Annotated in this window: 12 protein-coding genes; 3 read left to right on the top strand and 9 right to left on the bottom strand. The window is 42.1% G+C overall.

What is annotated here, in order from left to right:
* Positions 1-87: 87 nt before the first annotated feature.
* Positions 88-840, bottom strand: coding sequence for a LytR/AlgR family response regulator transcription factor (locus ACEN9X_RS28510; protein ID WP_413668367.1), 753 nt, complete (start codon positions 838-840; stop codon positions 88-90).
* Positions 830-1,894 carry a sensor histidine kinase gene (locus ACEN9X_RS28505; protein WP_413668366.1) on the bottom strand — a complete coding sequence of 355 codons (1,065 nt, stop codon included), beginning with the start codon at positions 1,892-1,894 and terminating at the stop codon, positions 830-832. Before ACEN9X_RS28505 ends, ACEN9X_RS28510 begins: the two co-directional genes overlap by 11 nt.
* Before the next feature lie 373 nt (positions 1,895-2,267).
* On the opposite strand from ACEN9X_RS28505, the gene ACEN9X_RS28500 reads away from it, so the two are divergent.
* A complete protein-coding gene (locus ACEN9X_RS28500) occupies positions 2,268-4,829 on the top strand; it encodes a TonB-dependent receptor domain-containing protein (RefSeq protein WP_413668365.1) in 2,562 nt (853 codons plus the stop codon).
* 117 nt (positions 4,830-4,946) lie between these two features.
* Here ACEN9X_RS28500 and ACEN9X_RS28495 read toward each other — a convergent pair whose 3' ends face one another.
* From ACEN9X_RS28495 to ACEN9X_RS28465, 7 genes are all read right to left on the bottom strand, one after another.
* On the bottom strand, positions 4,947-5,960 hold the full coding sequence (locus tag ACEN9X_RS28495; protein WP_413668364.1) for a zinc-binding alcohol dehydrogenase family protein: 1,014 nt from the start codon (positions 5,958-5,960) through the stop codon (positions 4,947-4,949).
* 10 nt (positions 5,961-5,970) lie between these two features.
* On the bottom strand, positions 5,971-6,306 hold the full coding sequence (locus ACEN9X_RS28490; protein WP_413668363.1) for an L-rhamnose mutarotase: 336 nt from the start codon (positions 6,304-6,306) through the stop codon (positions 5,971-5,973).
* 16 nt (positions 6,307-6,322) lie between these two features.
* Positions 6,323-7,339: an aldo/keto reductase gene (locus tag ACEN9X_RS28485; protein ID WP_413668362.1), complete on the bottom strand. Its 1,017-nt coding sequence runs from the start codon at positions 7,337-7,339 to the stop codon at positions 6,323-6,325.
* Between the two features lie 18 nt (positions 7,340-7,357).
* Positions 7,358-8,626: an L-fucose:H+ symporter permease gene (fucP, locus tag ACEN9X_RS28480; RefSeq protein ID WP_413668361.1), complete on the bottom strand. Its 1,269-nt coding sequence runs from the start codon at positions 8,624-8,626 to the stop codon at positions 7,358-7,360.
* A 36-nt stretch (positions 8,627-8,662) separates the two neighbouring features.
* On the bottom strand, positions 8,663-10,615 hold the full coding sequence (locus tag ACEN9X_RS28475) for a glycoside hydrolase family 97 protein (RefSeq protein ID WP_413668360.1): 1,953 nt from the start codon (positions 10,613-10,615) through the stop codon (positions 8,663-8,665).
* An 8-nt stretch (positions 10,616-10,623) separates the two neighbouring features.
* Positions 10,624-12,246 carry an alpha-L-fucosidase gene (locus ACEN9X_RS28470; protein WP_413668359.1) on the bottom strand — a complete coding sequence of 541 codons (1,623 nt, stop codon included), beginning with the start codon at positions 12,244-12,246 and terminating at the stop codon, positions 10,624-10,626.
* Positions 12,247-12,714: 468 nt separating this feature from the next.
* Positions 12,715-13,602: a helix-turn-helix domain-containing protein gene (locus ACEN9X_RS28465; protein WP_413668358.1), complete on the bottom strand. Its 888-nt coding sequence runs from the start codon at positions 13,600-13,602 to the stop codon at positions 12,715-12,717.
* A gap of 271 nt (positions 13,603-13,873) precedes the next feature.
* Here ACEN9X_RS28465 and ACEN9X_RS28460 point away from each other — a divergent pair, with 271 nt between their 5' ends.
* Both ACEN9X_RS28460 and ACEN9X_RS28455 read left to right on the top strand, forming a co-directional pair.
* Complete coding sequence (locus ACEN9X_RS28460; protein ID WP_413668357.1) at positions 13,874-18,028, top strand: two-component regulator propeller domain-containing protein; 4,155 nt, start codon at positions 13,874-13,876, stop codon at positions 18,026-18,028.
* 625 nt (positions 18,029-18,653) lie between these two features.
* Complete coding sequence (locus tag ACEN9X_RS28455) at positions 18,654-19,691, top strand: glycoside hydrolase family 5 protein (protein ID WP_413668356.1); 1,038 nt, start codon at positions 18,654-18,656, stop codon at positions 19,689-19,691.
* Positions 19,692-19,744: the final 53 nt, after the last annotated feature.

Genomic DNA, 19,744 nt, shown 5'->3' with positions numbered 1-19,744 from the left:
TGAGAAAAAGAGAAACGAGCAAAAGACGAAGTGGAAAAATGGGTAGCTAAGCTAATTTGGAAATGGCGCTAATCTCAAAGCAAATGATCAATTCCAATCCTTCAGAAAAGCAGTAAACACCTCTTTATATTGCTCTGTAACATGGATAGTGGTGTTATCGATCTGAACGGAGTTTTTAGTAACCGATTTAACCGCATCCTTTGAAACTATAAATGACCGGTGAATCCTGATAAACGCAGCCGATGGCAATTTTTCTTCCAGGTTTTTCAAACTGGTAAGCGTAAGCAGGGGCTTATCCTGGTTGGCGAGAAAAATCTTTACATAATCCTTCAGGCCTTCTATGTACAAAATATCTGCTATATTAACTTTTACCAACTGATAATCAACCTTAAGGTAAATATAACTTTTCTCCATTCTTTCGGTCGGCGTTACAGGATTCAAGGTGCTGTTGCTACTCTGAAGCATCACAAAGTAGTCATAGGCTTTAGTAGCTGCTTTGGAGAAATCAACGAAGCTGAAGGGTTTCAGCAGGTAATCCAGCGCGTCTACCTTAAAACCCTCCAAAGCGTATTGGTCGTAGGCGGTGGTAAAAATTATTCGCAGGGTTTTCTTTTTCCCGGTTTGTTCAATCACCCTCGCCAATTCTACTCCACTGAGATCGGCCATCCGAATATCTAAAAAGATAAGCTGAATTTCGGGCCTGTCATGAACTGCTTTCAGCGCCTCGATAGCGTTGGTAAAAGTGCCGGTTAAGGTTAAGAAAGGTGTTTGTTGAATGTAGGATGTCACCAACCTCAGCGCTACAGGTTCGTCATCAACAGCTATGCAGTTAATTTTCATTTAATTGGAAGGTTAAAACTACAGTAAACTCTTTAGCTGTTAAATCGCGGTTAACCTTTAACGCATACCGCCCCGGGTATAAGAGATCAAGCCGCCTCTTTGTATTGGCAATCCCTATGCCGTTGCTGTCTTCCAGGTAAGCCGCCTGTTCTTCAAACAGCGAATTTTTGATTTCCAGCTTTAGTTTACCGGCTTCCTGGCCGATATCGATGTAAATATAACTCGGATGAACGGCGCTGATACCATGTTTAAAAGCATTTTCGATAAATGGCAAAAAAAGCATAGGTGCAACTTCACAGTTTCTTAAATTGGCTTGCTTTTCAAAAATCACCTGCACGTCGTCGCTCAGCCTTAACTTCATGAGTTTAATGTAATCCTCGGCAAATTTAATCTCCTTTTCAAGATCGGTTAAATCGTTCTTCGTTTCGTAGATCACGTAGCGCATCATGTGGGATAGCGTATAAACGGCGTCTTTTGAAGCAGAGGGGTTACTGTCAGACAGGGCATAAATGGTATGCAAAATATTGAAAAAGAAATGCGGGTTGATCTGCGCCTTTAAAAAGGAGAGTTCAGAACTTATCTTTTCCTGCTCGGTTGCCTTTAAAGCATCCTGATCTGACTTGATCTTTTTGGATACAGCGATGATGGTGCTAACGCCCAGCACCACGAGGGTTGAAATAATGATCCAGTAATTATAACTATGTCCGTCATCTGCCGATTTTTTCCCCCAGTTTTTAAACAGCCTGCCTAAGGCCGCTTTCCATCCGGTTACCTCATCAAGCCAAAGGTTTAAATAAACAACGGCAAAAAGAGAGGCTATTAAAAGAAGAACAAACAGGATAGCTTTATTGCGATATAATAGCTTCGGAGTAAAAAACAACAGGTTGGCATAAAACAGGGCTGCCCAAACCAGGTGGATCAGCACCTGCTTTATCCAAAATTCGGTAGGCAGTTTTACTGGCCATGATAATGGGAACAACATTAGCGCAAGCAAACTGATCACTATGTATAAGTGAACCGAAAAAAAGATCTTCTTTAAGTCAGAAAGCGCCATAATTGGATTTTTACTGTAAAAATAGCAGAAAAATAGTGCGTTTTGTTTCTCAGGCAAAACGCACCTTACCGTATCAAATACAGTAATCAACTAAATCCCATCTCACCGGGATCATGCAAATGACAAAATATTTTATTTCAGTTTTTGAGGTAATAGATGGCTTGCAGGTTTTAATAGATAGAATGGCAGTTTTAATCTATGACATGACAGGGCGCGGGATAATCAATGATCTTATTCGTTGTTTTGTTCTGAAAAATGCCTGATTTTGAAGCCATAGATTTTTAAGGTCGTTTGGTCTATTATTAACGCCAAACCGTCTATTAGACAATTTTGGGTAGGTGGATTTATGTTGCTTTGTTTCAAAGCTCCGGATATGAAACCTGAAAACTACAAATCAAACTTTAAAAGTACCACCATTATATTGTCGCTGTTACTGATGGCGTTTTTATTGACATCACCAGGCATAGTTCAGGCCCAGCAGCCGGCCGGTCCGCCCTCCGGCATGCTTCAGAGCAATGGCCTCATCTCTGGCACCGTGATCGATTCGCTGACCAAAAAGCCCCTGGATTATTCAACCGTGAGCTTATTTAAAGCCGGCGTAGCTGCCCCGGTAAACGGCAACCTGACCGATGCAAAAGGTAATTTCAAAATTACGGGGATAGCACCAGGCACTTACCGCCTTCAGATTGCTTTTATAGGTTATACTACCAAAAATATTGAAGGGGTTGTGATAACACCAGGTAAACCCGACCGCAACTTAGGGCAGTTAATTGTTTCGCCGGGCGCTAAAATGCTTGCTGACGTGCAGGTTACCGGGCAACGCGCTTTGATTGAAAATAAGATTGACAAGGTAGTTTTTAATGCAGAGAAAGACGTAACCAGTGCAGGCGGCAACGCCTCTGATATTTTGCGGAAAGTGCCAATGGTTTCGGTTGATATGGATGGCAATGTTTCGTTGCGCGGAAACCAAAATGTGCGGATCCTGATCAACGGTAAGCCTTCAGGTGCTTTGGTGACCAATGCTGCGGATGTGTTGAAATCTATGCCATCCGATCAGATTAAAAATATTGAGGTAATAACCGCTCCATCGGCCAAGTACGATGCAGAAGGGTCGGCAGGGATCATTAATATCATTACCAAAAAGAAGGAAGTGGCCGGAGTAAGCGGTTCCATCAATGCCGGTGTGGGTACCCGCCAAAATAATGAAAGCGGAAACATCAATTTTAATAAAAACAAACTGAGCGTTACCGCAAACCTGGGTTATAACGTGGGATGGCCGCAAACTACTTATCAATCATTCAGCAGTCAGAATACCGAGTTGGGTACCTCGTCGTCCTCAAACGGACAAAGTACTTCCAACCGCCATTTCACCAATGGTTCGGCTTCGGTTGGATATGATTTCGATGATCAAAATACTTTTAACTCCACCTTTAGTTTGAGAGGGGGCGCGTTTAAGAATAACGGAAGTTCGGTTAACAGCAATAATTCTGCATCCGAAGGAAATATCGATTATACTGCTTTAACCAGCAATGAATTTAAAGTATCCAATTTTGACTGGAACAATGACTTTACGCATAAGTTTAAAAAGGAGGGCGAAGAGCTGAGCTTTGCCTTTCAGTGGACACATGGTACCTCTGATGTAAACTACCTGTCTGAATATTCTGCTTTTACTCAAAACCAGCGTGCGGTAAACAATGGTACCAATAACGAATACACCTATCAGCTCGATTATGTACTGCCAATCAGCAAAGTATTTAAGCTTGAAACAGGTGCGAAAAGCATTTTGAGAAGAATTTCCAGCGAATATGATTTCTTTAACCCCGATGCCTCCGGAGCATATGTATTTAACGCGGCAACGTCTAATACTTACAGCTATGACCAGGATGTGTATTCGGGCTATGGTTTACTTACCGTAAACTTAAAAAATGGTTTTACTGTTCAGGGAGGCGCCAGGCTGGAGAATACAAAAATTGATGGAAACTCGGGTAATACCAGCGTTGGCCTGTCGCCTTTTCATAATAGCTATACCAACTTTATCCCAAGTTTCGTGATCTCGAAAGCTTTGACACCAACTCAAACATTGAAGCTTAGCTACAGTAAACGCATTCAAAGGCCAAGTTTGCAATATCTGAACCCGTTCCTGAATACCAGTAATCCGCTTAATCAAAGCCAGGGCAATCCTGAATTATCACCCGAAATTACCCAAACGGTAGAAATGACCTATTCTACCTTTATCAAAAGCAGCGTAATTAATGCCTCGGTTTATTACCGTAAAACGGATGATATAATTGAAAGTTATGTAAGCACAGTACCGTACACTACCATCGATAATAACGGCAACCCGGTTACCAGGGATGTTTCGCTCACCAACTATCTTAACGTTGGTAACAATAATTCGGTGGGTGTTACTTTCTTCGGATCAACAGAACTGTTCAGGATCCTGACCATAAGAGGAAATGTGAATGCGTTCACCTATAAGCCGCAAGTTGTAAGTAGTTTGCAGCAAGGAAACCAGTCAACCTATGTACAATACAACGCCTTTATCAGCGGCACTGTAAAATTAAACAAGACGCTTTCTGCCGAAACGTTTCTGATCCAGAACTCGGCAAGAAGAACTTTCCAGGGAACCAACCCTTCGTTTAACTTATGGGTTGTTGGCTTAAAACAGGATGTATGGAAAAAACGGGGCACTATCGGGTTGAACATTACCCAGCCTTTTAATGATTACAAAAATTTTACTTCCAATATCAACAGTGGCCCGCTTACGCAAACCAGCAGGTTTTCGGTACCGTTTAGGTCTTTTGGAGTGAGCTTTGCTTATAATTTTGGTAAAATGAGCTTTGGCCCTCAGATGCCTAAAAAGAGGCGCGGCGTAAACAATGACGATTTGAAACAAGGAGATAACGGAAATGGGCAGGAGGCTCAAAATCGATAATATACACAAACCGGCTCAAATTGAGCCCCCTTATCCCGTTTTTGACGCTTTGAAAAGCGATGATGTGATGTTAACAGGTTATGCTGAAATCTAATTATCAGTTGTTCCCAATTTTACTTAAATCTCTATCATCGCTTTAATAACCCCGTTTGCCGGATCAAGCCAGCTTTCAAAGTTATCCTTCACCTCATCAAAACGTACCCGGTGTGTAATATAGTTTGCAGGCTGTACCAAACCTTTTTTTATGGATGCAATCACATGCTCAAAGTCTTCCCTGGTTGCATTTCGACTGCTCATCAGCGTCGCCTCGCGTTTATGAAATTCGGGGTGACTAACTTTGATCTCCCCCTTTTGCAAGCCAACAAGTACATATCTCGCCCCATGGGCCATATAATTAAAACCATTATTAATTGCATTTAAGCTGCCGGTTGCGTCCATAACTACCGTGGGCATATCGCCCTGTGTTATGGTGGCTAATCGCTCCATTGCATTTTCAGCAGATACATTGATGATATGATCAACCTTTAATTTGTCGCTGCAAAATTTAAGCCGCCCGGCATTTAAATCCATCGCGATCACTCTGCCGCCGGCTATACGGGCAAATTCCATGATCCCCAGGCCTATTGGTCCTGCGCCTATAACCAAAACGTATTCTCCAGGCTTAACATCTGCCCGTCTTACACCATGTGCACCGATAGCAAGTGGCTCTACTAAAGCCAGTTCATCATAGCTTAAGCCTTCGCCATGTACAAGCGAGTAAGTTGGCACGCTCAGGTATTCGGCCATTCCGCCATCAATATGCACGCCGCAAACGTTGATCTTCGCGCAGCAATTGGGCTTGCCCGACCTGCACGCTATACAAGAGCCACAGTTGAAATAGGGGATGAATGTAACAACCTCTCCTTTTTGAAAACCTGGTGCGCCGCCTGTTTCAACCAATTCGCCGGAAAGCTCATGGCCCAGAACACGCGGGTAACTAAAATATGGTTGCGTTCCTTCAAATGCATGCAGATCTGTCCCGCAAATTCCTATTCTCCTTATCCTGATTTGTGCATAGCCTTCTTTAATTTCAGGCTTTTCCTGCTCTTTAAAAGCCAGCTGTCCCGGTTCCTCGCAAACTATTATCTGCATGCCCTTTATTTTAAAGTTTAAAAATTTGTTCCATAGGTACCCATTTCTCTCCCTCTTTAGCCCAGGGAAGGGGCTGCTGAAATAGCCACATCAGCTGTTCCCATTCCTGTACCTTCGGGTTTAGCGCGTCCATTGCTCCCTTTTTATCTGCGTCATAATGATCGCTCGTTTCCATGATCATAAATAACCGGTTTCCGGTACGATAGATCTGCATATCGAGGATGTCTGCATCCAGTATGCTTTTGCGTATTTCCGGCCAGCTGTTTTCTGCCTTATGCCAGTGCTCATATTGTGCTATCAATTGCGGATCATCCTTTAAATCAAGGGCCAAACAGTATCTTTTCATAGTGACATTTTATTTTTTACAAGTAGGTGGAGGCGTACGACTCGTCAATTAAACCACATGCTTTCATTTCTTTCCAAAATTGTGCAGGAATTGTTAAATAGGCTAAAGCAACATTTTGGGACACCCGTTCGGCATTGGTTGTATTCATGGCAATGCTTTTAACACCAGGTGCCTTTAGCCCAAAGGCAACACATACATCTGCGGGTTTTATTTTATAGTCTGCACATAAACCATAAAACAACTCCCGCCAATGATATAAATGCTTGTCTTTTACCGGATCCGTTAACCGGTAATTGTAATAAGCAGATCCTGTTAAAAAGCCCCCGTTAAAAACAGCGGAGTTAATGATCTGAGTTCCTTGCTTTTCAAGGTGCTGCATAAATTCAACTAATTCCAGGGGATGGCTGTGAACTGTCATGCTATTGGCTATCATCACCCAATCCAGCTTTACATCATTAGTTATTTTTTTGATGATCCGCCAGTCCTTCGAACCTACGCCGATACCTTTTACTTTACCACTCAGTTTCAACTCATTCAGCGCGTGGTAGGCATCTAAAATATCGTGGTAGCGCTTTGCCTGTTCATGCTCATCTTTTGCGGCGTTAAGATATTCATCCGGGTCATGCACAGATACCAGTTGTGCATGATAATCGCCCAGCAGTTCATTCCCCTGTTCGTAGCATTCCAGGATGCCTTCATAACTTATTCGCTGAACGGCGTCATATTTAAGGTCGCGCCAGACACCAGGTTCAAAAGTAGGTTCCGCGGTTGTTAACGCAGTACGCAGCCAGCCTAATTTATTGCTGATGAGTACATCCGAAGGCTTTACATTCAATTGTGCCAGAGCGGTTCCTAACGATTCGAGCGCAAGCCCTGCGCCATATTTACCGGCAGAATCAAATACAGCCGGTTTAGGCGAATGCCTGATACTTTCCGCAACAATTGAACATTTAACTTCATCAGAAAGCGCTACGTATAGATTTCCTAATCCGCTGGTTCCAAAAATTACTTTAGGTAAATTAATTTCCTGCATATTGAAAATGGGGAATTGTTAAAGAATGGCCGAAACAGGTACATTTTCTGGCTTCACTTTTACACGATGGCCTTTTAATCCAAAAAAGGCCACCACCGCAAAGCATACCAACGGTACCAGGTAGCCATACTGAATATTACCGGTTACATCGCTGATATAACCAAACACCCTCGGTAAAACAGCACCGCCGACGATGGACATAATGATCAGGCTGCTGCCAAATTCGGTATCGGCTTTTAAGTCCTTTATGCCAAGGGCAAAAATTGTTGGAAACATAATGGACATGAAGAAACAGATACCTATTACTGTGTATACTGTGATCATGCCATGACCAAAAATGGCAATTGCGGATAGCAAAATATTGATACCAGCATAAACTGCAAGTAAAATAGCTGAGCTATAATATCTCATCAGGAAAGTACCAATAAACCTGCCTATCAGGAATGCAGCGCCGCACAAACCGAGATAGTAGGTCGTTTGCATCTCTGTAAGTCCGGCAGATTTTGTAGCATAAAGAATAAATAAACTGAATACACAAACCTGAGCGCCCACGTAAAAAAACTGTGCGGCAACACCCCAGGCCAGATGACGGTGCTTCAGGGCATGGAAAATGTTTTTACTGGCAGTATGCCCTTCATGCTGCTGGATCCGGGGCAGACGTGTAAATGCAAAAAGTATGGCGATGAACACCAGTACACTACCTAATATAAAATAGGGCATTTTTACGGATGACGCTTCGGCGGCAAGCGCCAGTTTACGGCCCTGCTCTGTCATTACGCTTAATTGTGCCGGGGTGTAACCTTTTGTAAGTATAATACGCCCGCCAATTATAGGGGCCAGGGTAGCAGCCAGTCCGTTAAATGATTGTGCAAAGTTAAGCCTTTGTGTAGAAGTCGCGGGATCTCCTAGTGAAGAAGCATAGGGATTGGCGGCTGTTTCTAAGATGGTTAACCCGCAAGCAATGATAAATAAAGCCACCAGGAAAAATGTGTACTGTTGGGTATTGGCTGCCGGTATAAATAAATAGGACCCAAATGCGAAAATTAGCAACCCGGTAATAATACCTGTTTTGTAGCCGTATTTTTTCATGATGAAGCCAGCCGGCAAAGCCATTAAAAAATAGGCAATAAATACGGCCGAATCCACCAGTGTAGCCTGGACTGTTGTAAGCGTAAACGACTTTTTTAAATGGGGTATTAATATCGGGTCGAGGTTATGGGCAAAACCCCATAAAAAGAATAAACTGGTTATTAATATAAATGGAAAAAGAGTTTTATTCTTTGTCATTGTATTTAAATTTTGTTGCTGCGTTAAGGTTCTCAATTATTTACTGGTAGTTATTTTAGCTACCCATCCGCCTGCGGTGTCTAAATGGATATTCATAACCGAATTTGCCGATACCTTTGTTTCAGCCCGGGTTAAACTTTGAGGTGAGGATAATACATCCGCCCATGACGATAAAGCATATTTACCGGTTGGCAAAAAATCCAATTTTAATTGGATATCCCTTTCTGAGTCGTTGGTCATTGCGCCTACGTACCAGTCCTTTCCGCTTCTTTTGGCAATGATGACATATTGACCCGGGTATCCGCCAAGTACTTTTGTATCGTCCCAAACGGTAGGCATATTGTTTAAGAAATCGGCTCCCGGCTTACCCAAAATGTGCTCAGGTGCGTCACAGTAAACCATAAAGGGGCTTTCGTAAATTACAAACTTTGCCAGTTCGGCACAGCGGCTGTTCATTACCTGGGTAGGGCTGCCTTTTCTGAACTCTTCCTTTTTTACATTTAAAAAACCGCCGGGAGTATAATCCATTGGCCCAGCCAGCATACGCGTGAATGGGAGGGTGGTGTTGTGCCCTGCTGTTATCCTGGTCGAAAACTTGGAATATTCTTCGCCTAAAACTCCTTCCCGGGTTATCATGTTGGGATAGGTACGCTCAATACCATCGGGTTTATAAGCGCCATGAAAATCAACCATCAGGTGATATTGTGCGGCAGTTTTAATAATGCGGCGGTACCAGTTTACCATTTGCTGATCGTCCCGGTCCATAAAATCAATTTTAACCCCGGCAATGCCCCATTGCTGGTAAATTGGGAAAGCCTTTTCAAAATTGTCATTCCGGTTAACATCTGAGCTGTATAACCAAAGCCAGCATTTAACGTTCCTGGCTTTGGCATAAGCTAAAATCTCAGGCATGTTCAATTGCGGGGCAGGTTGGGTAATATCAGCTTCGGGTTTGTTAAATGCCCCGTACCACTGCCAGTCGATAAGCATATACGGCCAATGCTGTGCCGACGCCAGGTCGATATACTTTTTAATTGTAGGCATATCCATTTTTACCTCGCCGCTCCACCAGTTATCCCAGGCGCTCATGCCAGGCTTTATCCAGCTTGCATCTTTTAATGCGCAGGGCGGATTCAGGTTCTGGATTAGTTCCGATTCGATTAATTTACCGGGCGAAGCTGCCAGCATGACTACACGCCAGGGGGTAAGCAGGTTATTAGCAAAACGCGCCTTAACCCCGTTCTCATTTTCGCCGGGCAGAGGGGATAATTTGGTAACCAGGTCAATTTTATCAGTTGCACTGGTATCTGTTTTTTGCGAGCCTATATAAAATCCGGGATAGTTATCAATATTAGCTTCTGTAATTGCTGTATAATGGCTCTGATCTAACACTACGAGCAGGGGTAAGCCGGCTATTGTTTTTTCTGTGATATGGTTTAGGCTTGTCGGTTGAAATTCAGTCTCCTGAGAGGAGGTATAACTACCATAGTCTGCCACCCAGGTTTTGGCTTTTGAAAGTAAGTTGAAACTGGTCAGTTCCTTTACTATCTGCCGGTCGCCAATGTTGTCGGCCCCGAATAACTGGTAGCGAAAGGCAATTCCGTCATCATAAGCTCTGAACCAGATCTTCATCCGGCGCATAGGCCCCGATTTTTCTACCAGCGACAGTTCCAGTTCATTGTAATGATCGGCTATGGTACTATGTTTCGTTTTTACTACCGGTACCCAGGTTTGGTTAACGGAGTGCTCTACATGACCGGTTACAGCCATATTGGCACCCATAGCCGGTTCATTTTTAAACTCGAAACCAAGTGAAGAAGGATGGATGATCATTAAACCATTGCTGGATACAGCATATTGCAGGCTGTTGGTGTTATTTATCTCCACAATATTTTTTTTATCGGGCGATACCAGCTTAAAAGTTTGGGCAAATGACGGAACTGCGAATGAGGCGGCAGTAATCAGTACGTAAAAAGTTTTTAAGTTCATGACATTGATTAGATAGCGCCTTCTATTTTTAAAACGAATGCATCTTTACACGGAGCGTTTTCAGGCAATTTTACTTTAAGGCCTGCTTCTGTCTGCTCAAAGCTCAACTTGTCGTTTCCGAGCAGGCTTACGCTGCTGACGTTACCCAGTTGATTGTTTTTTGCTAACTTTTTAACAAGCGCTTCGTTCCCGGCGGGCCAACCCAGCATAGTAGCATAAAGGGTTTTTCCTTTTGTGGTGAACCGGATATCTTCGGCGCCAAATGGCTTGCCTTTACCTTCGTTAAAGCCTTGAGCATTAATAGGTGCCGCCGAATCCGTTGCCGGGCCTTCTCCAAATACAGTCCAGGGGCGGGTACCATAAATTGCCTCGCTGTTAACCTGCATCCAGGCGCCTACACCTTCAACTATAGCTCGTTCCTCACTGTCAATGGTGCCGTTACCGCGGACAGGAATATTTAACAAAAGGTTACCGTTTTTACTTACAATATCAACCAGGGTATGAACTACAGTTTTGGCGCTTTTATAATGTTTATCATCAAATATGCGGCGATCATAGTGCCAGGCACCAATACAGGTATCTGTTTGCCATGGCAAAGGCTCTATCTGATTACTCTGTCCCCGTTCAATATCCCATATCATACATTTTCGCTGCTGCTCGTTCAATACTTTACCAAATAATGCCGCTTGTAGTTTACCATGCTTTTTAATGCTGGTATTGTACATATGTGCCGCTATTTTTAAGCCGGCATCACTTATTGGCCAAAGAGGTAGCGCAGTGTCATCAAAGTAGATAAGTTCAGGCTCGTATTTATCAATAAGTTCTATAGTGCGGTTTAAAAATTTATCGCAATAGGCTTTGCCAGGTACGCTTGAGCCATTAACCCAGTCCCAGTTCCAGGTTTTACTTACCTCGTGGTTTTGAGCATATAATTCCTGAGGGTCCAATTTTTCCCACCAGGTTCCTTTGCCACTGGCTTTAGTTATTTTGCCGTCGTAAGGTATGTCCTTGAATTCGCCGCTCTTGTCGGCCCCCTGTGATGTTTCGTAAAATGTCCAGGCGTGTGAGGCATGAACACTCAATCCGAAGGGAAGCGCATGGCTTTTTGCTGCTTTTGCCCAACCTGCAACAATATCTTTCTTAGGGCCAACATTAACAGAGTTCCACGCCTGGTACTTGCTGTTCCATAAATCAAGGTTATCGTGGTGGCTGGCCATGGCAAAAAAGTACTGCGCACCTGCACGTTTGTACAAGCCAACCAGCTCATCCGGATCCCAGCTTTCGGCTTTCCAATCGTTGATCACATCCTTAAAACCAAATTTTGAAGGGTGCCCATATTTTTGAACATGGTATTTATACTGGTCGCTGCCTTCCTGGTACATGCCACGCGCGTACCAGTCTCCACGTTCGGGCTGGCATTGCGGTCCCCAGTGTGCCCAGATGCCAAACTTGGCATCGCGAAACCAATCAGGTACCTGGTATTGGGCTAATGAATCCCAATCGGGTTTGAAAGGGCCTGCGGCGATGTTAGCATTTAAATTTGGTTGCAGCAAACTATTGCCAAAAGCCCTTGACAGGTACAAGGATGAGAATCCTGTAGCTAAGCCTTTTATTAATGTTCTTCTTTTCATAATTAAGTTTGACCGTTAGAAAAAGCAGCTACGCCGATCAGCCATGCGGATGAATAGCCGAAGCTTTTAAATAAATTTCTATACCTGGTTATCTATAATTGGTTAATCAGCAATTCGCGTTATCGGATCAATAATTGATAATCATCCAAATTTCTTTGAATTAATAGCTAAATAATTGGCCTAATGGGACTTTTTTTTGTATAAAACCGACTTTTTGCGCGGGGGAAAATGCGAATTATCGAAAAGAATTGAGGTTGCTAAATCGAGGTGTATATTTTGAGTCTGATTGTAACTTGTTTATTTAGTGGTTGTTGATGCTGAAGTAAAGATAATAGCTTGTACGAGCTATTACACATTAATTATTTAAGGTCTGGTGTCTATAAATGCATTGGCGATGGTTATTTCAGACCAGGCTTTTTAATAACAGCCATATTTTTCCCGGCTATCATGATATCTGTATCTTATTGATCAATGATTAAAACCAACCTGGTACATCTGCTTTCTATACTCGCTGGGCGACATGCCGGTAAGCTTTTTGAATGTTTTTGAAAAATAAGAAAGGTTATCAAATCCGGTTTGAGTACAGATTTCTGAATAGGACATGCGGCTTGTCGCCATCAGGTACTGTGCACGCTCAACGCGTTTTTCATTGATATAATTTAATGGCCTGGTTCCTGTGTACTGTTTAAATTGCCTTGAAAAATAATCGACATTTTGATTTGCCCTGGATGCAAGCAGGTGAACTGAAAGATCCAAATGTAAATTAACAAGGATATAATTTAATGTTTCTGCAATTTTTACCGGGATAAGTTTATGTTCGGGGCTTTTGAACAATTGAGGGTTCAGGAATTTTGCAGTTAGCATCATCAGGATACCCTGGGTTTCCAGATATGTTGATGTGTTTTGTTGATTGTTAAGTTCCTGATATTCCTTATAATAAATATCTTTTTCATACACCTGGGGATTGTCAGACCGGTTGATTCCCCTCCCCGGGTTAATTTGAAGTAACCGGTTAAAAAGGTTTACATCCATTTCGGTAGCTTTGGTTTTTAACACAGCCCTGTTATTGGCAAACAGCGAGCTCCCGTCTATCGAATCCTCAAAAAACTGAACAAAAAATTGACCCAGATAATCACCACACTCCAAGTTACATAGCGTGAAACTTGGGATGATATACAGATAACCCGGTTCAAGCTTTAACGAACTGGTTGCATCTGATATTTCACCTTCGCCATCATCTATATAATAAATACGGTAGTAAGGGCTTATCACATTCCTGTAATTCCATTTACAGTTAAGCCTCACATAGTCAACGTTAAGAAGCGAGAAAGTATGTTTTAAATTTCTTTTGATCATCTGGACCACAAATATGCAAATTGCTTTGATATACCTAAATGCATATCAATATCTAAAATATAGTAAAGTCGGATTTTTACAATAAAAAGTCCATTTTAATTAAGTTTTTAGATGGAGGCTTACTGTAGGTTTGAATCAACCAATATAAAGAAGGAATATCTCAAAACTTTGCGTGAATACAGGGCATCAATGAGCTTTGCTTTGCATATTAAAATTTGATATTTGCCAAACTCTATCTTTTATTGCTTATTTTTATGAATACCCCTAAGCTATGAGATACAAATTATCACTAAGCGTGCTTATATTACTGTTAATGCTTAATGTTGCTTTTGCTCAAAATGGCAAATACCAGTTTTCGCAGCTAAACAGAAGCAATGGCTTGTCTCACAACCAGGTTAACTGCATTTTTAAAGATTCTGAAGGTTTTATGTGGTTTGGTACTGCATCGGGCCTCAACCGTTATGACGGTTATAGTTTTAAAGTATTTAAACATGATGCTAATAACAATAAGTCGCTTAATGATGACTTTGTAAGCAGTATTTTTGAAGGCCCCGGCAAAAAATTATGGGTGTCAACGCGTGGCGGATATTGCTTTTACGACCCGGAAACGGAACAGTTTGATAGTGATATGGCATTAGTTACCAACTCATTAAAAATTCCGGCATATCCTAACGTATCGAAAATAGTGCGTGGTGGCAAAGGCGAGTTTTGGTTTTTGTGCCCTGATTCGGGTCTTTACAGATATAATGAAATTAGTAAAACAACCCGTCGGTATTGTCACGACCGGTCAGGCACATCATTATATTCAAATTCTCTTTCGGATATAACACAGGATGCTACCGGTAATATTTGGCTGACTTATCGTAACGGCATGGTTGAAAAGCTCGATATCGGGCAGAATAAAATTACCTACCGTACAGATATTTTTACCAAAGCTGTTAGTATCAAAGATGCATATTATGCCATCACCGTCGACAAGGATAGCGATTTATGGTTTTACGCACCTAATTTTTACGCCAACGCTTATTATTATAGCCCCTCAAACGGGACATTAAAACTTGTAGGTAAAGAGTCGGCCGGATCCAAATTAAAATCTAATATCATCAGCAACATTATCCAGGCAGACGACGGCTTGATATGGATAGCTACCGACCATGGCGGCATAACCTTGTTTGATAAAAAAATATCCAAATTTACCTATTTATTGAACCGGGAAGACGATGCCAAGTCATTAAGCCAAAACAGCGTTATCAATCTTTATAAAGACGATGCGGGTATTATGTGGGCCGGTACATTTAAAGAAGGTGTAAGTTATTATCATAAAAACATTATCCGTTTTCCGTTATACAGGCATTTCGCTTCAGACCCCAAAAGCTTGGGCTTCGAAGATGCTAACAAGTTTGTTGAAGATAAAAACGGTAATATCTGGATTGGCACAAACGGAGGGGGCCTGATCTGCTTTAACCGTGAAACCGGCAGTTTCAAACAATATAAGTACGAAGCAGGAAATTTAAACAGCCTAAGCAACGACATTATTGTTAGTTTATGTATCGATCATGATCAGAAACTATGGATAGGCACTTATTTTGGCGGCCTGGACTGCTTTGACGGAAAAACATTTACCCATTATAAACATGATGATAAGGTAGCCGGGAGCCTTGCTGATAACCGGGTGATGAGCATTTTTGAAGACTCTTCGCATAGATTATGGATAGGGACATTTGCGGCGGGGCTGCAGATATTTGACAGGGAAAAAAAGAAATTTTCCCCTCCCTTTAAACAAACAGATATCAGGTGTCTTTACGTTTCTGCGCTGTTTGAGGACCGCAAAGGCAATATCTGGACAGGGGGGTACTTTGGTATCGATGTAATCTTAAAAAGTACGGGGCGGTTTTTGCATTACAGCGTAAACAAAGATGATCCTAACAGTTTAATCGCTAACACCATCAACTGTATTAACCAGGACAGGCGCGGCCTCATCTGGATAGCAACACGCTACGGGTTAAGCATACTTAACCCCGAAACCAATAAGTTTACGTCGCTCACAAAACAAAACGGGCTGCCTGAAAATGCCATACTGGATATACAGGAAGACAACAACGGAAGGATGTGGTTAAGTACTGCTAATGGTTTAAGCAGGGTAACGCTTATTACCCAAAAGGCTCCTTACGCTTTTAGGTTTGAGAATTTTGATGAAACGGATGGTTTGCAAGGCAGGGAATTCAATGACCAGGCAGGGCTCAAAACCCGCAAGGGCGAACTTATATTTGGCGGCGGTCATGGTTTCAATATTTTCGACCCGTTAGCCATACATGCCAATATCAATAAACCTAAACTAACTTTTACCGATTTCTTGTTGTATAACAAAAGTGTCAAAGCCAATGAAGAAGTTAACGGGCATGTTGTATTATCAAAAGCTATTTCGGTAACCCGCCAACTGACACTGACACACAGCGAAAATGTATTTACCATTGAGTTTGCCGCGCTTAATTTCTTTAATCCCAACAAAGTAAAACATCAGTATATGTTGGAAGGCTTTGATAAGGATTGGATTGATGCCGATAATGCTACGCGAAAAGCCACCTACACCAACCTTGACGGCGGCGACTATACTTTTAAAGTACGGGCGATTAGCCAGGAGGGAAGGTGGGATCCTGATTATATAACATTGAAGATTAAGGTATTGCCGCCGTTCTGGAAATCGACGATAGCCTATTTTATTTATATATTGCTTTTATTTGGAATCCTATTTTTCATGCGCCGGCGCGGAATTCAAAAAATAAGAAGGCAGTTTGAAATCGAAAAGGAGAAACGCGAGGCTAAATTGTTAATCGAAAATGAGCGCCAGGAGGCCCGGCGTATGCATGAACTTGATATGATGAAAATCAAGTTCTTTACCAATGTAAGCCATGAGTTCAGGACCCCCTTATCGTTGATTATGGCACCCGTTGATAAGATATTAAAGCAAACTGAGGCTGAAGAGCAGAGGAACCAGTTGCAAATGATCAATCGCAATGCCAAACGTTTACTCAATATGGTAAACCAGTTGCTCGATTTCAGGAAAATGGAGGTGCAGGAACTTAGGCTGCATGCCCGGAGCGGGGACATTATAAGTTTTATTAACGAAATGGTTTATTCGTTCTCGGATGTGGCCGAGAAAAAAAACATCAGGCTGGTATTCGATTCGGAAATTCAAAGTCTGGTTATCAATTTTGATCATGATAAGATCGAGCGAATTATCTTCAATCTGCTTTCCAACGCGTTTAAATTTACGCCCGATGGCGGTAATATAAGTGTTTTACTGGCGATAATTGAAAATGCGTCGGGAGAACGGCAACTTGAGATAAAGGTTATTGATACGGGTATTGGAATTCCATTAGATAAACAGGGCCGGATTTTTGAACGCTTCTTCCAAAACGAAGTGCCCGGATCTATGGTTAACCAGGGTAGTGGAATAGGGCTGGCAATAACTAAAGAATTTGTAAAGCTGCATAATGGCGAGATATCCGTACAAAGCCAGCCCGGGCAAGGCAGCTATTTTACAATCCTCCTACCGGTTGATTTAGCAACAGAGGAAGAAGTATGCTTGAGTGATCCTGATTTAAGCAAAGCGTCAATAACTGAAATCCCCGACGGGGTGCAGACAGGAGGCAGCAATACAATTAAAAAAATGTCTGTTTTACTGGTTGAAGACAATGAGGATTTTCGTTTCTATCTGAAAGACAATTTAAATGATACGTTTACCGTTATCGAAGCTGCTAATGGAAAGGAAGGCTGGCAGAAAACCCTGGCCCTTCATCCTAACCTTGTGGTAAGCGATATCAGCATGCCCGAGATGAATGGTATCGATTTGTGCCGTAAAATACGTAACGATAAACGAACATCGCATATACCCGTTGTGCTGCTCACCGCAGCTACAGATGAAGAGTTGCAATTGCAGGGGCTCGAAACCGGCGCCAATGATTACCTGACAAAGCCCTTCAATTTCGAGATCCTCACTTCTAAATTAAAAAACATATTGGCCATGCAGCAAGATATGCGTAAGGCCTACCAAAAGCAGCTTGATGTTAAACCAACAGAAGTGGAAACCGAATCACTCGATGAGGCGTTTATTAAAAAAGCGGTACAGCTAATCGAAAAAAACATTGATAATGCCGAGTTCTCCGTTGAGGAATTGAGCAGCGAATTATGTGTGAGCCGCGTTACCTTATACAAAAGGGCGCTTACTTTAACAGGGAAATCTCCCGTCGATCTGATTCGTACCATCCGCCTGAAACGTGCTGCTCAGTTACTTGAAAGCTCACAATTAACCATATCACAAATCTCATACAAGGTAGGCTTTAAAAGCCAAAAGTATTTTGTACGATGCTTTAAGGCCGAATTTAATTGCCTCCCGTCGGCGTATGCCAGCAACAAAAACAAATAGATTTTATAAACCTGCGGTCAGTTTTATGGTAACGAAATCGCTTGTAAATTTGTCGCTTACGGCCTCAACTAAATTTTCTCTAAAAGGACTTTAAGAAAAAGTACTCTCTCTCCTTTGGAGTGAGGTTTCAGTCTGTGCGCGAAGTCGCGTAACCGTTTTTAAAACGTTTTACCGGGTATTTACTATGGGTTTAACTTCTGCTTTTGACTCTTTTTGTTAAATTTTTGATAACATCTGTTTAAAATCTGACGGGTTTAAAGTAGGTTGTTTGGTTTAAAGTGTTGTAAATAAGTGTGGTATGGTATCTTAACATTTGTGTCCCTATTTGTGAACAATCGATTGCACGGCGGCTTTTAGTTTAGCAGGATAAATCAGTACTCATTTTATTGCTACATGCAATTAAAGCTGGGCATTGGTTACAGCCAATTTTTAAACAAAACCTGCTTAATTAACTATGATGTTAAAACGTATACTATGGTGTACTTCTGCTATTTTTTCGATTGCTTCACCGTTTAAAGCCGCTTCTTGTGATATTCCTCAAAAAGCAATAAAGGATACAAGCGTTGTCTTCAGTACAATTTATCCATCATATAATATATCACCGAAAGTTCCCGATACAACGGGAATGAGTAATACTGCAGCGCAACAGGCAGCACACATCAAATTAGGCTGGAACATTGGCAATACGATGGAAGCGCCCGGCAGCGAAACCGGCTGGGGTAACCCTTTAATCACAGAGGATTATATCAAATTGGTTAAGCAGAGTGGTTTTAATGGTATTCGCATCCCCTGTGCCTGGAACCAATATTCAGATACAAAAAGCGCCAAAATACAGGATGCATGGTTAAACCGCGTAAAACAAGTAGTACAATATTGTGTAAAAAACGATATGTATGTGCTGCTCAATATTCACTGGGATGGCGGTTGGCTTGAGAATAACTGCACAACTGCTAAAAAAGATTCGGTTAATGCCAGGCAAAAGGCGTTTTGGGAACAAATAGCTACAACAATGCGTGATTTTGATGAACACCTGATGTTTGCAAGCGCTAATGAACCCAGTACAAACGATGTGGCCCAAATGGCGGTATTGCTTTCATATCATCAAACTTTTGTTAATGCAGTGAGGTCAACAGGCGGCAGAAATGCTTACAGAATATTGATTGTTCAGGGGCCGGGCACTGATATCGCCAAAACAAACAAGCTGATGGGCTCACTGCCAAAGGACGAGGTGGCAGACCGGTTGATGGTGGAAGTACATTATTATTCTCCCTTTAATTTCTGCCTGATGGAGAAAGACGAATCATGGGGACACATGTTTTATTATTGGGGAAGCGGTCATCACTCATTGTCGGATCCCTCAAGGAACCCAACCTATGGAGAAGAGTCTGAAGTTAAGAGCGCATTTCAGCTTATGAAAGCCAAATTTGTTGATAAGGGCATTCCTGTTATTATGGGAGAATATGGTGCTTACAGACGAGCAACCCCAAAAGATTTAGCTGTTCACAATGATGCAGTAGATTATTGGATAAAATTTACTACCCGCGAGGCTATTGCAAACGGACTTAAGCCATTTTTTTGGGATATAGGTGTTGCTATAGACAGGCGAAATAATAAGATACTTGATCAGCGTACCATTAATGCCCTTGTAGCAGGTGCTAATTGAAAACTTATTCAAGGATAATAAACCCGCTGCTTAGTACTTGTTTGCACTTTCAC

Origin of the sequence: Mucilaginibacter sp. Mucisp86, assembly GCF_047324315.1 — a bacterium.
Lineage (GTDB): Bacteria > Bacteroidota > Bacteroidia > Sphingobacteriales > Sphingobacteriaceae > Mucilaginibacter.
This window is presented reverse-complemented; position numbering and strand designations above follow the sequence as displayed.